The organism is Leptotrichia sp., assembly GCF_057270615.1.
This window is the reverse complement of sequence record NZ_DBHIXN010000042.1, coordinates 1-17,573: the sequence shown is the minus strand read 5'-3', so window position 1 is coordinate 17,573 and position 17,573 is coordinate 1. Positions and strand designations below refer to the sequence as shown.

At 29.8% G+C, this 17,573-nt stretch carries 11 protein-coding genes; all 11 read right to left on the bottom strand.

Annotated elements, in window-relative coordinates; translation table 11 throughout:
• Positions 1–238: 238 nt before the first annotated feature.
• Positions 239–415 carry a hypothetical protein gene (locus ACO409_RS07905; RefSeq protein ID WP_485556242.1) on the bottom strand — a complete coding sequence of 59 codons (177 nt, stop codon included), beginning with the start codon at positions 413–415 and terminating at the stop codon, positions 239–241.
• Between the two features lie 213 nt (positions 416–628).
• Complete coding sequence (locus ACO409_RS07900) at positions 629–1,480, bottom strand: patatin-like phospholipase family protein (RefSeq protein WP_485556241.1); 852 nt, start codon at positions 1,478–1,480, stop codon at positions 629–631.
• Between the two features lie 143 nt (positions 1,481–1,623).
• A complete protein-coding gene (locus ACO409_RS07895) occupies positions 1,624–2,532 on the bottom strand; it encodes an SPFH domain-containing protein (protein WP_485556240.1) in 909 nt (302 codons plus the stop codon).
• Positions 2,533–2,543: 11 nt separating this feature from the next.
• Positions 2,544–2,990, bottom strand: coding sequence for an NfeD family protein (locus ACO409_RS07890; RefSeq protein ID WP_485556239.1), 447 nt, complete (start codon positions 2,988–2,990; stop codon positions 2,544–2,546).
• Between the two features lie 655 nt (positions 2,991–3,645).
• Complete coding sequence (locus ACO409_RS07885; protein ID WP_485556238.1) at positions 3,646–6,291, bottom strand: valine--tRNA ligase; 2,646 nt, start codon at positions 6,289–6,291, stop codon at positions 3,646–3,648.
• A 165-nt stretch (positions 6,292–6,456) separates the two neighbouring features.
• Positions 6,457–8,130: a ClC family H(+)/Cl(-) exchange transporter gene (locus tag ACO409_RS07880; protein ID WP_485556237.1), complete on the bottom strand. Its 1,674-nt coding sequence runs from the start codon at positions 8,128–8,130 to the stop codon at positions 6,457–6,459.
• 70 nt (positions 8,131–8,200) lie between these two features.
• Positions 8,201–8,956 carry an FAD:protein FMN transferase gene (locus ACO409_RS07875; protein ID WP_485556236.1) on the bottom strand — a complete coding sequence of 252 codons (756 nt, stop codon included), beginning with the start codon at positions 8,954–8,956 and terminating at the stop codon, positions 8,201–8,203.
• A 12-nt stretch (positions 8,957–8,968) separates the two neighbouring features.
• Positions 8,969–9,169: a hypothetical protein gene (locus ACO409_RS07870; RefSeq protein ID WP_485556235.1), complete on the bottom strand. Its 201-nt coding sequence runs from the start codon at positions 9,167–9,169 to the stop codon at positions 8,969–8,971.
• A 9-nt stretch (positions 9,170–9,178) separates the two neighbouring features.
• Complete coding sequence (locus tag ACO409_RS07865; RefSeq protein WP_485556234.1) at positions 9,179–9,739, bottom strand: hypothetical protein; 561 nt, start codon at positions 9,737–9,739, stop codon at positions 9,179–9,181.
• Positions 9,740–9,781: 42 nt separating this feature from the next.
• Positions 9,782–13,186 (bottom strand): DUF4132 domain-containing protein, encoded by a 3,405-nt coding sequence (locus ACO409_RS07860; protein ID WP_485556233.1) that lies wholly within the window; start codon positions 13,184–13,186, stop codon positions 9,782–9,784.
• 434 nt (positions 13,187–13,620) lie between these two features.
• The coding region (locus ACO409_RS07855) for an autotransporter domain-containing protein (protein WP_485556232.1) at positions 13,621–17,573 on the bottom strand (3,953 nt) is incomplete at its 5' end.

Here is a 17,573-nt window from a genome sequence, read left to right as displayed (position 1 = left end):
AGGATTTAACCTTGCACCATCTAGTATATTTTTTCTGCTTTCGCCACCATCACACCTATACCATATATTCTCACTTAGGTATTATGTTGTGGTTATACTAGCTTTAAGAGTTCCCAGCAATTCAGTTTCTTTGTTGCACGGTTTTGCTCCGTGTCTACATACAAGTTTCCCTATATGCTTACTAAAATCTTCGTGCAATTTATCTCACGACTAAAAGTTGCGAGTGTTCTTGCACTATTTAATAAAACGGATATTTTTTTTCAAGCAAAACTGCCACATTCCTCAATACTTCTAAATCAATATTTTCAGAAAACAATGCCGAAAGCCTAAAACACGTTGTTCTCCCTTCACTAATTATCGAAGAATACGTTTTTGCAAAGGCATCTAACTCATACCAGATTTTTTCATTTTTCACTTTTCCCTCCTTTCTTATTTTTTTATTTAGTTATTTGTAAAAGTCTAAAAATGCAATAAACACAGTATTTTTATGCTTGATTTTTCTTGTTTTTCTCCGCTTCCTGACAAGGGGTCTTGACCCCTTGCGATTACAAATACCGCTATTATTCAATATTTATCGCTTTTACTTTTATATTTTTTTATTAATTATTCACATTAAATACACTCAACATTATTTTTCTAAATATTTTTTTAACTTTTCAAAATTTTTCTTTGCTTCTTCATATCCAATATTATAAACTTTCTGCAATTTATCACGATTTTTTTCAATTCTTCCCAAAGTCAATGGAACTGACGGCTGAATTACAAAAATTTTTCCCTTTTTCTCCAAATCATAAATATGATCCAAAGTCGCATTATATCGACTATATCTTGTCTTCATAAGCTCCACAAATTTAGGATATTTTCTATATCTTATTGCTGAAATTGTCCCTAATCTACTTTGTTTTTTGCGATAATTTTTATCTCTTGTCAACACGACAATATTTTTGGTATTTCCCTTTTTTATTGAATAATCTAAAGGAATCGGATCAGAAACTCCTCCATCCAAATAATTTTTTCCATTTAATTTAACAAGTCTTGACAAAAACGGAAGTGAAGCCGATGCCCTTAAAGTATCAATTTCTTTTATTGCATCTTTAACCACAGGGTATTCTGCCTCTCCAGTTTCGCAGTTTGTAATGACTGCTTGAAATTCTGTTTTACTATTTTTAAAAGTTTCATTATCAAACGGATTATATTTTTCAGGAATATCGTGATAGGCATACTGCTCCTCAAAAAAATCTCCCGTCTTTAGCAAATTATAAAAACTTGCATATTCTCTTTTATTTATATGATCAGCGATTGCATCAAACCCTCTTTTATACTGCTTTGAAACATAGCTTGCACCCAATGCCGCTCCAGCTGACACCCCAATTAGATTATCTACTTCAATATTTTTTTCCAGAAAAAAATCTAAAACTCCTGCTGTAAAGATTCCTCTCATTCCTCCACCTTCCAGAACTAACCCAATTTTTTTATCCATCATTTTCATCCCTTTCAATTTTATTTTACATTATTATACACCTATTAATTGTATTTTTCTACTTTTTTTAATAAACTTTTTTATAGTTCGTATTTAAATATTTACAAAAAAAAGACTGAGCAGCTCACTCAGTCCCATTCAATCTATTTTTTAATCTCGTTATCATTTTTAGTCAATTCAGAAAACGCTGTCGCAATACTTGCTAAATTTTGCATATTACTTGGAATAATAATCTTTGTAGCTTTTCCATCGGCAACTTTTTCAAACGCTTCCAATCCTCTTAAAGATAAAACTTTTTCATTTGGTGATGCTTCATTTAACAATCTCAAGGCTTCTGCTTTTGCTCTTTGAACTGACAAAATAGCTTCTGCCTCCCCTTCTGCTTCTTTTATCTGTTGTTCCTTCTTAGCTTCAGCTCTCAAAATAGCAGCTTGTTTTTCTCCTTCAGCAACTAATATTGCAGCTTCTCTTTTTGCTTGTGCTTCCAAAATATTAGCTCTTTTTTCACGTTCAGCCTTCATTTCCTTTTCCATTGCAACACGAATATCCGCTGGTGGCAAAATACTCTTTAATTCCACACGATTTACTTTTATTCCCCACGGATCTGTTGCATCGTCCAGTTCCTGACGCATTTTTGTGTTAATGACATCTCTTGAAGTCAAAGTTTGGTCTACTGTCATGTCTCCAATAATATTTCTTAATGTCGTAGCTGTCAAATTTTCTATTGCTGAAAGAGGACGTTCTACTCCATAAGTATACAATTTTGGATCAGTTATTTGAAAATAAACGACTGTATCAATTTGCATTGTGGCATTATCTTTTGTGATAACTGGCTGAGGCGGAAAATCCACAACTTGTTCCTTTAGTGATACACTTCTCGCAATTCTGTCAAAAAACGGATTCAAAAAACTAAGTCCCGAACTTAAAGATCTGTCATATTTTCCCAATTTTTCCACAATAAGCACACGTGATTCAGGCACAATTTTTATTGATTTAAAAATATAAATCAATGCAATTACAATGAGAATTACTACTAATGGTAAAGCCCACATAATATTACCTCCTATTTTTTATTTTTATAATTACTTATTTTTCCTAAAATTATTTTATTTCCTCTAAATCCTTTAATTTTTACAATTTCTCCACTTGATAATATTTCTTCACTAATTCCAGTCCAAATAGAGCCTTTAAACTTTACTTCGTATTCTTTTTCAATTTTTCTAGTATCAACCACTTTTTCAATTTTTACATTTGTTCCTTTCATACTTGCATCAAAATTTGTCTTTCTTTGCAACTCGATATATCTTCTCAAAACTGGACGTGTAAAAATCAAGAAAATTATTGAAAGCACAGCAAATATTAAAAATTGCATAAGCGAATCTCCAATAAAATTTGAAATAAGCATCACAATTAAAGCTGAAATAGCAAACCAAATTGTTACAAGCCCTGGAATAATTATTTCCAAAATCGCCAATATTCCTGACAAAACTGCCCAAAATAATGCTCCCATTTTAGATTCTCCCTTTCTTCAACTACTAAAATTATAGTAAAATTGATTTAAAACTGAACTCAAAAGTTATGACTATTTTACTCAAATCCTAAATTTATATAATTTTTAATAGTTTAATTTTAAATGGATTCAAGTATATAATCATTTATAAAAGTCTAAAAATTCTAATAAATTTAATATTTTTAAATTTTGGTTATAAAGTTTTAGAGTCCTGAAAATCCTACACCAATATTAATTGAATTTTTTCCTTTTCCATCTGTACTGCTACAAGCAGTAATAGCAAATAAAACTATCGCTATAACAAATATTTTTTTCATAAAAATATCTCCAATCTTTAAAAATACATTCCAACTCCACCGTGTAATCCGCCAGGTCCAACTCCCACTCCTACAGATAAGCAAGAACTCAAGGCTAGTGCCATTAAAACTAATATTAACAACTTTTTCATATTTCCTCCATTTAAATTTATTTTTTTACTTAAAATATACTACTTAAAATATTTACTAATTTAATAATTTTTTACCTTCACAAAAAAACAAAATATTTTGTTTCACGATATTCTTATTTTGATACTCCAAAACTCTTATAACCATTAATTTGCTTTCACTTTTAAAAACAAGAGATTCTTGATAGATTTATAGATTTTGTAAAAAAATTATTTATATAAGTTCATTGATTCTCTTAATTTTGCAATTTTACTTTCAAGCTCTTCTTTAATTCTCTTTTCTTTTTCCACAGCTTCAGGTTTTGCCCTTTTAACAAAATTTTCATTAGATAATTTGTTTAAAGTTTTATCCAAGTCCTTTTGAGTTTTTTCAATACTTTTTTCAAGTTTTTCAATTTCTTTATCTAAGTCAATCAACTCTGCCAGCGGAACATAAATTTCAGTTGTATCAACTAGTCTGAATCCTACAAGTTTTGGAATTTCTGCATTAAATTCATATTTTTCAACATTTGCCAATTTATCCAATATTTTGGCATTATTTTGCAAAATATTTTTTTCGTTTTCATCAACTGTTTTGAAAATAACTTCAATTTTTTTAGATGGTGAAACATTTGCTTCTCCACGGATATTTCTAATTGCAGAAATAATTTCTTTTAGATAATCAAATTCCTTTTCAGCATCAATGTTTACAAACTCTTTTTCTTCTTTTGGAAAGTCCGATAACATAATTGTTTCTTCACCAGTTTGTAATTTTTGCCAAATTTCCTCAGTAATAAAAGGCATAAATGGATGCAGCATTTTTAATCCCTTATCAAGGACATGTCTTAAAACCCATTGTGCAGCAACCTTATCACTACCTTCTTGTCCATAAACCCGTGTTTTGGCAATTTCTACATACCAGTCACAAAAATCTCCTCTAAAAAATTCATAAGCTAATTTTGCAGCAGCATCTAATTCATATTTATCCATATTTTCATTAATTAATTTTGCAGTAGCCTGTAATTTTGATAAAATCCATTTATCTTCAAGTTTAAATTCTAAATTATCTGAAGTTGTTGAAATATCAAAATCTTCTAAATTTGATAATACAAATCTTGACGCATTCCAAACTTTATTTGCAAAAGTTGAACCCATTTCAATTAATTTTTCTGAAAAATGTATATCCTGCCCTTGTGAAGTATTGTATAAAAAGCTAAATCTTATTGCATCTGCTCCGTATTTTGCTATTAAATCAAGCGGATCAGGTGAATTTCCTAAAGATTTACTCATTTTTCTTCCTTTATCATCTCTTATGATTCCATGCAGATATACATAGCTAAACGGAATTTCATCGTTTATATATAGACTCATCATAACCATTCTAGCTACCCAGAAAAATAAAATATCTGCTCCTGTTACTAACGCATTTGTTGGAAAGAATTTTTCTAAATCTGGAGTTTTGTCAGGCCATCCTAATGTTGAAAATGGCCATAATGCCGATGAAAACCAAGTATCAAGCACATCTTTTTCTTCTCTTAGACTTACATCTTTTCCAAATTTTTTACGTGCCTGCTCTTTTGCCTCTTCCATACTTTTTGCCACAAAAATTGTTCCATCTTCTGAATAATAGGCAGGTATTCTATGTCCCCACCAGACTTGACGTGAGATTGTCCAGTCTCTTATGTTTTCCAGCCAGTTGTAATAAACTTTTTCCCATCTTTTTGGAGTAATTTGTATTTTCCCATTTTTTACAACTTCTAACGCTCTTTTTGCAAGCGGCTTCATTTTTACAAACCATTGAGTTGAAACTCTTGGTTCAATGATTGAGTCACATCTGTAACAATGTCCTACAGCGTGGCTGTGTTCTTTTGTCCCAACTAGCAATCCTTCAGCCTCTAAATCAGCCAAAATCGCTTTTCTAGCAGCAAATCTTTCTAATCCTTCGTATTTTCCACCATTTGAATTTACATGTGCATCTTCAGTAAAAATGTTTATAAATTCAAGTCCAGTTCTTTTGGCTACTTCAAAGTCGTTAGGATCGTGCGAAGGTGTCATTTTTACTACCCCTGTACCGAATTCCATATCTACATACTCATCTGCAACAATCGGAATTTCTCTATTCATCAATGGTAAAATAACTTTTTTACCGATTAAATGTTTGTATCTGTCATCATTTGGATTTACTGCAACTCCTGTATCTCCTAACATTGTTTCAGGTCTTGTTGTTGCAATGATCACATAATCATCAGTATCTTTAATTCTATATTTGATTTCCCAGATTTTTCCTTTTTTATCAATGTGATTAACTTCATCATCAGCCAAAGCTGTCTTGTCATGAGGACACCAGTTTACAATATATTCTCCTCTATAAATTAACCCGTCATTATATAATTTTATAAAGACTTCTTTTACAGCTCTTGAAAGCCCTTCATCCATAGTAAATCTCTCTCTTGTCCAATCTAATGAGACTCCCAATTTTCTAAGCTGCTTTGTAATCAGCCCTCCATGTTTTTCTTTCCATTCCCAAGTTCTTCTCAAGAATTCATCATATCCTATTTCTTCTTTTGAAGTACCTTCACTAGCCAACATTCTTTCAACTTTATTTTGTGTAGCAATTCCAGCGTGATCCATCCCCGGAATCCAAAGAGCATCAAATCCGCTCATTCTCTTATATCTAATAATCGCATCTTGAATTGAATTATTAAGCATATGACCCATATGCAAAATTCCTGTAACATTTGGCGGCGGAATAGCAATTGAATATCCTGGCTTTTCAGCATTATGCTGTGCAGTAAAATACCCTCTTTCTTCCCAGATTTTATACCATTTATCCTCTATTTCATTTGGTGAATAAACTTTATTTAGTTCACTTGGCATTATTTTTCCTCCCTATTTTAAATTATTTCCATTATTTGTCATTTATAGTAAAACTAAATTTTAAATTTTTTATAAATTACATATATATTTTATCACAAAGCTGACTTTTTTTCTACTGTTACATTTTTTAGGACAAAATAAAATATTTAAAACATTTACTTAAAACTATTCAATAATCTTCATTCCTCTTTCCCGCAGTTCTCCAGCATATTTTCGAGCAGTTTCATAATCTGTTATAATTACAAGCTGATTCCCACTTTGAATTGACGTATCTCCACGTGCAATGCTGTCTTTTCCAGCTTTACGAACACTTACGATTAATAAATTTTCTGGTAATTTAAGATCCTTTACTAATTTATTGTCAAATTCAGAATTTGCTCCTACTGGAATTAAAAGTGTTACAATCTTATCCTTTACATCTGGTCTTACACCAATACCAAATTTTTTATTTTTCCACCATTTTTCCAGCATTTCCAATCGGTTATCATTTTTATGAATTTTGGAAGTATCTTTTTTTTCTTCCATAATTTGTTTTTGAAACATATTAAGATAAAGCCTTTCATAAATTGGCTCCATTTTTAATAATTCTGTAAAAATATAAGTTATTGTACAAACAACTATTAGCATATACAAATATGAAAAGTTACCTGTCATTTCCAAAATCAATGTAATTCCAGTAATCGGAGCCCTTACAACTGCTGTAAAATAAGCTGCCATTCCAAGCAGCATAAAATGCACGATTATTTCATTTGGAATTGAAAAATAATGATTTAGCATTTCACCGTAGACTTTTCCTGTCAAAGCCCCTATTACAAGCATTGGGAGAAAAATTCCTCCTGGAGCGCTTGTTGCATAGCAAAGCATTGTATAAAAGAATTTTAATAACAAAATTATGATAATTGTTTTTAACATTACATTTTTTCCAAACATTTCCTCAATAAGTTCATGTCCACCACCTGTAACATCACTAAAAAATATAGCTACAATATACGCTATTACCATAAATATTGATATTTTTACATAATTGTTCAATTTTATCTTTCTATAATATTTTTGAATAAGTAGTAAAAAATAGCTAAATGCCCTTCCAGTAATTGTAATTACAATACAAAAAACAACTGTTACAAGTGCAATTACAGAATACGGTATACCTCTTGGCAACATAAAATTATACTGAAAAGACGTATGCGAACCTAAAATCATTCTTGAAACATAATTTGAAGTACCACTTGCTACCATAACACAGATCAGCAACAACGGTGAAAAGAATTTATGCAGCTCCTCAAGTGAAAATATTACCCCTGCAAGCGGAGCATTAAATGTTGAAGAAATACCTGCACTTGCTCCACAAGTTACAAGATATTTTTCCTCTACTTCAGAACGTCTTGTAATTTTTTTTATTCCTGAACCTATCAAGGCTCCTAAATGTACAGAAGGCCCTTCACGTCCCATTGACATTCCAGCTCCAATTGCTAATACCCCTCCTAAAAACTTTGTAATTAACTCTCCAAACCATTTAAAGCTTATCTTTTTTGTAAGCAGTCCGCTAACTTGCGGAATTCCACTTCCACTAATCAAAGGATATTTATAAAGCATAAACTGTATAGCCAGTCCCATTAATATAAAAATCACTATTCCGATAATTATTTTTGAAAACTCCAAATTTGTAGTAAAATATCCCCTAAAAACTGACATTTTTTTTAATATTAATGTATAACTTCCTACAATAATTCCAGAAAAAATTCCCACAATAAAGCAGAGAAATATTAATACTACATTATTTCTCCTTGATCTTAACGAATTTATGTCTCTTAATTCATGTAAAACGTCTTTTGCCAATTTTTTCTCCTTTCTATGCTTATTTTTTTTGATATTTATAAAATTCCAGTAATTTTAATTTTTTCAATTTTTATAAAAAATATTTTTCCATATTAAAATAATGTATTTTCCCAGATTTATCAATCAGAAAACTAGAAATTTCCATTTCTTTAGATAATTTTTCCATAATCTTATAAAATTCTTCAGGTGTCTGATTATAAAGTCCTGTTGAAATGACATCTCCAAAAAAGGCACTTTTTGTAATTACACTAACTTGTTTATTTTGAGATGGAAATCCAGTTTTTGGACTTATTATATGTCCATATTTTTCATTATTTATCATAATATATGTATTTTTTTGATTAGAAGTCGAATAACTCATATTTTTTATTTTTATTTCAAATAAATCGTTTTCTTTATTTCCAGTGTATTTATATTTTGTTATTCTAATCGGCATTCCATTTACATTTCTTAACATCTCTTTTTCATCTTCAGGATTTTCAGCGATAATTCCCCACTCATCAATAGCAATAATACTACTTCCACCTGCATTTATGACAGCATCATCTATTCCCAATTCTCGCATTCTATCAACCATTTTTTCAATCGCATAAGCCTTTATAAATGAACCCGTTATAATTTCCTGATTTTTCCCGATTTTTATAAGACTTCTCTTTCTGTCGATAATAATTTTTTTATAATCAACAAGTCTTTTAGCTTTTTTTATTTCTTCAAAACACGGCAAAACGGGATTTTGTCTATAAAATCCCCAAAGCCTTATGAGAGGCATTATTGTAATGTCATATTCTCCACCAATGATTTTTGACAAATGAATAATTTTTCTCAAAATTTCAATGGTTTATAAATCTACTTTTACAAAATGCCCACTATTTTTATTAATCTTATCAATATACGAATTTTCCGAGTAGGAATTATATTTTCTATTTACATCCTCCAGTATTCCAAATAAATCATCAAAAACTGAATCATCATAAATTTCAGGTATTTTTATTTTTATATCTGAATGAAATAAAAAGCGTACTTGAACTTTATACATCATATTTTTTACCTATTTTCCACTTGACGAAGTTGCTTTTTCACTTGTTTTTCCTTCATTTGGCGTATTCAGTTTATATTGATTTTCAACATCTTTATTTTTATCAATTTTTAATTGTCCCGATTCTTTTGAATGATTTTTTTGTGAACTTTGATTTTTAGGATTTTCAGAACTATTTTTTTTCTTTTGAGTGTTGTCAGGCTTTTTGCTTGATGTTTCATTTGAAGGCTTTTGTGCTGCATTTACTGGCTTATTTGGTTTTGGCTGTGGAACAGATTTTATTTCTGCCATTGGCTCTTTATTTTCAGATTTTGCCTTGTTTTCATTATTTACGGGCGATGTTGCCTTTTCGTCAGTTTTTCCTTCCTTAGATGCTTCATCTTTGGATGATGCCGCTTTTTCGCTTGATTTATTTTCCTTTATTTTTTTACTTGCAGATGAAGTTGCTTTTTCGCTAACCTTACTTTTTGCTACAGTTTCTCCTTTGTTACTTTCCACAAATTGTCGATAATTTCCAAAAGCTATTAATGAAACTGCTCCTAAAAATAATATTACCTTTTTTTTATTATTCATTTTTATCTCCTTAATACTTCTTTATTTTATTATAAATCAAAATTACAAAATTTCAGATACATAGCATGCTAGACTTAATACTCTATCTGAAACATCTTTTAATTTTAAAGGTTTTATATTCTGTCTTTTCATACTTTGTAAAATATCCTCATAATGAAATGATACATTATCTTTAAAAAATAATATCTTTCTTATTTTTGATATTTTTGAATATTCTCTTGGAAAAAATGAATCTGTCATAATAACGATTTTAGTTTTTGTATTTTCATCGTAATAATGAATTCCGTATGCCATTCCATCATTTCCACAGCTAATTTCAAATCCCAATTTTGAGCTTTGTTTTCGTAATTCCTTTATAGTAAATTCTTTATCATTATAATCTATAATTTCTATATTTTCCTGATTTTTTTCTGTTAGTTTATAAACTGGCACATCTGCTTGCCTTATTAGCTGAGATATTTTTTTCTCTTTAAAATATTTTTTCCAATATTCCTGTTCATTATCAGACACTTCAGGAAAATACAAAAGATTTATATAGCTATCGTTACCTAATTTATACTCTTTTCCATTTATTGTTTCAAAAGTTCCATTTTCTGTATATCTAAACGTATTTATTATTTTATTTTCACTATCAATTTCTTTCCATACAAGCAGTATTGCATACTTTTGCATAACAGGATTTTTAATAAAAACTTCCTGCCATTTTTTTACTTGCCATTTTCTTTGAGAAAAAAAAGATTTTAACAAGCTGTCTACTTGAACTACTGATATTACCCTTAATTGTTTTTTTATATATTTTAATTCTTTTTTACAGCTTTCAAGTATCGAATTTCTATTGCTTCTTTTTTGGTTTGTCCTTGGAAAGCTTCTCATTGATCTTCCATTCTCATCATAAAGAATAACTTTTTGAGGTTCTTCTTCAATTTCAAGTATTGCTTTTATTTTCTTTTCTCCATAATTAAAAATTTTTGTTCTGTCCATTCCAAAGTTAAAATCTGGAACTAAAATATCATTTAGTTCATCTCTAGAAATTCCTTCTCTTTCTGCAATCATTCCCAATGCCTCATCAGCTGCAATTCTAATTCTTTTATCCTTATAATTTAATCTAAATCCATTTAAAAGTATTCCTATTTCCTTAACTTCTTTTCGCAATGTCAAAACTCTAATCCCATAAGCTGCAACAGCAATCTTATTATACTCGCTAACAAGCATATCAACTATATTTACCATTTCACTTATTTGTTCTAAATTTGCAGTTCGTATTAGCGGCACAAAAAGATTTTTATATTTTGGATTAAATTTATGTGCTTTCCATCTGTCAAATATTTTTTCGACAAATTTCCTTAAATCTTCTTTTTCTGCTATTTCCTCAATTCTATTACATATTTCAATGCACTTTATATCTTTTGCCAATATATATTCTGAAATATAATATTTCATTAGCTTAGATGGTATTCTTTTATTTTCATCTTTTATCCGTACTGAATTATAGTCAACTTCTGTACTAAATACTGCATTGTCCTCATGCTTTTCAAGGCACAGGCTATCTGCATATTCAACAATGTCTCTCGAATCTGCAAGGCTTTCTATTCCTTCTTGAGCTTTTATATTATTCCAGTATCTAATAAGGCTGCCAGCAATATGTTTAGTAGAATCACTTTTAGTTTTAAAGATTTCTTCTACTTTTAACCTTACTTTTTCTTTATCCATCTGATTTTTCAAAATTTCCCTTATCTTGTCTTTTAAAGCTTTTTCTGCCCTTACCAATAATCCAGGCAATTTTGAATAATCAAATCCATTATCTTCCAAATATAAAATATTTACATACTTTTCGATGATTTCACTTGGCATATTGTTATTTTCAAAACTTTCATACAGTTCTTCTTCATGCGCATGTAAAAACTCAATCCAAAACTTGTTATTTTTATTACCATTTCCATTTTTTTCAATATACTCAAAATATTTCTCATTAATAAAGCTAATAGGCAATTCATAATTCCATAATTCATCCATTATTTGCCTTAAATTATCTACTCCATATATTATTGTATATTTTATAAAAATATCTTTAAATATATTTACTCTTTTTATACACTTTATCAAAAATTTGAAGATTTTTTGATACATATTTGAATATTTTAAAAGTGAAAATATTATTTTACTTTTTTTGACAAGAATAACTGCTGCCTTATTTCCTTGACAGTTTACAGAAATATCTTCCCAATTAATATTATTTTCCTGCAAAAAATCCAAATTTTTAAAGTCAATTGGATTCCATTCCCAAGACTTCATTGCAAACAATCCTTTTAGATTGTCAATTAATATATTTTCAGATTTTTTTAACAATTTATCTTTTTCATCTTCATCAATTAAGCTTCCTCTTATAAAAAAATGTAGTAAAAATGAATATTCTAATCTGTTTTCATTTAAATTATCACATAAAATTGATTTAGTATTTTCCAAATCTTCTTTAATCGTATCTTTAAATAAATTATACATTATCTCAGAATTTCTAAGATTTTCAAAAACAGTATTAGATCCATAATTTACAAGAAGATAAACTTTTTGCCCCTGAGAAAAATCATATTTTTCAAAATTTTCAATTATTTTTTTAGACATTCTATTACGATAGTTGTAATTGTGATTTGTTGGCGAAAATTCTATTCCTGAAAATATTACAAATAATTTAATTCCTTCGGAAATAATATCTGAAATTTTACTATTTTCTATTACGACTTCAAAAAATCTCTTTTCCAGATATTTTCTTATTTCTTCAAATTCAAGTATTTCGGTACTTTGGAAATGCCTTCTAAAATTACTGCTGTCCAAATATTTTTCAAATGTTTCACTTTCACCACTTTTATTAATTTTACTTGCAATATAGTTTATAAAGATGTTGTCTAATGCTTTTATTTCCTTTTCATCTTTAACTTTTCCTTCATTCATCAGCTCAATATTTTTTATAATTATTAACATTCCCAATTTCATCAAAAGATTATTTGAATACTCTTTATAATTTTGTATATATTCATTTGCCAAATATCCAAAATAATTAACAAAATATTTACAGCTATTCCAAAAAATTTCTTTATTTTTTATTTCTAAATTATTCTCAAAATCCTTTTTTACAAATTCATCAGAAAATCCTAAAATTTTATATATCTTATATTTTAATGGAAAATTTGCAAACTGATAACTTAATTCATCAGGAAAATTATCATACATATATTTAAAATATTTAATTAACAGTTCTCCAGCTTCACTTTCCAAAAACTCGTCCTTTTCCATAAATTCATCCATTTCAAGACTACTGATATAATGCAACTCCCTTTTGTGAATGTTTACGACTTTTTCTATAGATCCATTCAAAAGATAACGGATCACATTGCGAATATGTTCCATCTTAGCTGATTCAATAAGACCCTTTATCATTTTATCTACTGTCATTTTACATGCCTCCATTTTTTGCTCGAATCCTAGTCAAACTAGAATCGCTATATTTTTTTAATATATTTTATTTTAGCATTTTACTTAACTATACAGCTACTTTCCATATTTTTCTGAATATAGGAAAAATTATTTACTGTCATACAGCATTAGTATATCACATAATTCTTTAAAAATCAAAAAAAAAAAAAAAAAACTGTACTAATGCCTATATTTAAAGGCTTTGAAGCAATTCATATTATTTTCAAAAAAAAGAACAGTAAAACTTTTCGTTTACTGCCCTTTTTATAACATACACACAAACCCATTTAAAATTGAAATATTAAAAATAAATTACATAAATTTAGGATTTGAGCATATAGTCAGCAACTTTTTGTTATTTAGTAAAATATTATTTTTATTAGAATAATAGATCTTTTACTATGCTTTAAAAATTAGTAAATTGCTCTAAATCCAATTCCACCTCTAACGTTGCTTCCTTTTGTATCATAACCTGCATTTACTGTTACGCCAAATCTTGTATTTTCAATTCCAAGGTTCAGGTCAACTTTTCCGTTTCCACGTCTGTCATCCTTTTCTCCTCTAATATTGAACCAATCAGCTGTTGTATAACGAACTCTTGCTTTATTATTTACATCTCCGACTTTTCCAAGCTCATTTTCATAAGCAAGTCCCAATTTTGCTATAAAAGTTGTTCTTACTGCCATTGGCTGTCTGTATTTAAATTCTACTCCAACTTCAGGTTTTATAGAGTAATAGTCATTTGATTTTACTTCAAGACGTATTTGTCCGCTATCTTCTTTTATTCCATCAAATCTTCCATATTCCATTTTAAGACTTCCGTAAGGCGAGATGCTTGTTCTTTCACTTGTTCTAATATTTTTTCTAAGTTCATTTTTAATTCCAGCTCCATACAAATGATATTGTGATTTTGCTTCAAATATGTCATCAACAACAAGGAATTTTCTATTCATTTCACCAGTTCCAATAAATCCTTCTCCAGCAACAGTCCAATTCAATCCATTGTTATGATCTCTTCCAAGCGGCATTGACTTGTATACTCCTGCTTTTACCATAGTTTGTTCTTCTTTTGAACGTCCTATATCACTAAAGTCAAATTTATTCTTAACTGCTCCTGCATACCATCCTTTTGATTCTCCCAGTTTTACAGTTTCATTTTCATTCAGATATGCAAATCCATAAGCCTTATTTGTATAGTCAATAATTCCAGCTGTATCTGTCTTGTAGTCGCCTTTCATTCCAAATACTTTTATCTTGTTTGAATCTTTAGATTTTGTTTCCCATTCATTTCTCAAATATCCAAATTCCTTATTCAGTAAATTACCTGTTTCAAAAATTCTTTGCTGAACATTTGCATATTGATGTCCCATCATTTCGTCATACGCTTGTGCTAATAACGCTTCTTCACTATTTCCAATTGTATTCAATTTATTAAATACTTCTTTTTCCCTTGAATCTATTGGATTTACGTCATATCTTTGCTCTAGTCCATCAGTAAAGTTAAATTCATTTGATGTTGGTGAAACAAAGGCTGTATAAGGAATCTTTGTCATAAGAACACGTGTAATTTGCTGTGTTGACGGATCTACTTCAGGTGTTGCCATCCAAGTTAATGAAGCAGAATATGGAGTAAAGTTAAATATTCCAGCATTTATTTGATTTAAGAACGGCTGCAATATTTGTTTTCCAATAATTACATTTTTAGCATTTGTAAGTACTGAAAATTCTGTTCCAATCAAAAGGTCACTATTAATTCCAAGAGAATTTGCACCATTTATATTAATTGGACGTGTTCTTCCTAATGTATCTACATAAACTCCAAAATTTGAGAATGCGTAATTTACGTTAGGCGTAGAATAATTTAATGTCTGAACTTGGTTGTCGTTTAATATTACTCCATTTCGTTGTATTGCCAGCCTTCCGTTTGGCAATTGAACGATTCCTACTCCTCCAAGAGTTTTGCTTGGATCTTTTGGAGCATAATAATCTTGTGCTCCATCTGCAGAACTAATTCTTCCAGATCCTGAACTCAATGCAGGCAATACATTTGCCGGAGTGGCATCTGTTCCAACTGGCAAGTTTCCTGATACACCTTGAGAATCTGCATCATATCTAACTCCATAAGATTTTAGCCCGCTTATATTGATTTCTCCATAATTCTTAATTATAGATTTATTGTTTGAAGTACCTTTTATTAGGACTCCATAGCTGCTGTCTGCATCTATATTTATTCTTCCATAGTTTTCAAGTGTACTTCCATTTAATACAGCGACTCCCACAACTCCTTGAACATTATCATTTCCATGATAAGATCCAGTTGTAGTAATATTTCCTGTGTTTACAAATTTCGCTCCATTATTTACAAATACTCCCATCATTGTCTGAATTTTGTTAGATGCTGTTGCTCCTGATGCGTCTAGGTAAATATTTCCAGAGTTTCTTAATGTTGTACCTCTGTCATCTCCATACATTCCAATACCCAAGTTTTCAGTTACATAAATATCTCTTTCATTTGAAATGCTTGCTCCACCTACAGCTGCCATTCCAATTCCGTAAATAATATTATTTGGATCAGACTTATCTGTTTTTCCAATTCTTATTATTCCTCTATTTACTGCATTAGAGGCCCCTGTAACAAGAATACCTTGATTTCCAGCTCCTTGTGATAGATCAATAGTTCCATTATTTACAATATTTGCTCCATCTTTACCATAAATCGCAATAATTTTTCCGTTTGTTCCAGATGTAATTGCTGCATTATTTGTAACTCTTGATGAACCTTCTGTATAAATAAATGTCGATTCATTTCCTAAAGTTACATTTGATGAAGCCGAATTTGAATAAACATTTGTCTTGCTCATTCCCGGATTTGCCAAAATCACACCATAAGACTTATCTCCAACATTAAAATGTGAAGTAGTGTCAGTAATTGAAACTCCGCTTGATCCGTAAATTCCTACCGGTTCACTATTCGGATCTGTCGCTGTATGGTTAGCAACATTAATCACCCCACCAATATTGGCAGTTCCACCTTTTTTATAAACACCAATTGCTTTATCTGCAACATTAATCACAGAACTTCCAGTTGTTTCTACATTTCCATTTTCACTTAATGAATAAATTCCAAATGAAGATTCTCCAACATTTATTGTTCCACTATTTTTAACATTTATTCTTGAACCACCTTGTGCATAAATTCCTACTGTCGAGTCATTTTTCACAGAAGTTGTAGTCTTATCAACATTAATTGTTCCACTATTTTCAAATGTTTGATCCGATGTTCCTTCTAAATATGCTGCAATCGAACGTTTTCCAGTAATGTCAATATTTCCACTATTTATAATAGTTTTTGCACTTCCTGACTTATTTTGTGAGAAAATTCCAATTGAATCATCACTATTAAATTCCATACTTGCTTTATTTACAACATCAGAATCTATTGCAACAATTCCTTTTGCCTTATTAGATACACCTGTTATTTTATTACCATTTATTGTAGCATTTGATCTGTCCACATAAATTCCAGTAGATCCGTTATTTAACGTCATATTGTTCCATCCGTTAAAAGCAGATGTTCCATTCATGTAAACTCCAGTTCCTTTTGATAAAACAACGATGTCATTGTTATTCATATTGGCTTTACTGTTTATAATATAAAGCACTGGCTCTGAAAAAGTTGTTAATGTTCCAGCATTATTGTAGTTTAACACTGCATTATTTTCTAAATATGCCAAACTTCCACTATTTGCAAAATTATAGTTTCCACCATTTACAGTCAATGTTGAATCATTTCCATAAAGTGCAAATCCTCTATTTCCAACAGTTACATCTCCAGTAGTTGTAACATTTGTCTTATTCGTTGCATAAATTCCAACTGAAGTCGAAGTGACATTTCCACTTGCATCCAATGTCGAATCACCAATTGTTATATTTCCACTATTTGTAACCGTTGCATTTGGATTATTGGAAGTTTCAGGTGCAATATAAATTCCAGCAGAACCTTTTCCTAATGTAATATTTCCTGTACTTACCACATTTATATTCTTGCTGCTTGCCGTTGTATTTTTTGCATAAATTCCAACTGACTTATCTCCGCCAGTTATGCTTCCTTTATTTTCAATCTTATCAAATCCAACAGCATAAATAGCAGATGATTCATCTCCAATCTTTATCTTAGATCCTGCAACTGTTGTAATTGTCCCTGTATTTACAGTTCCTGACTTGGCAGCACTATAAACCGATGTATCTTTGTTATAAATTCCATAAATTCCAGTGGACTTATTTCCTACGGCAATCTCTCCATTATTAATTCCTCTTGAAGAATCAAGATACATGGCAGTACTTGTAGTTGCATTTGATAAATCAA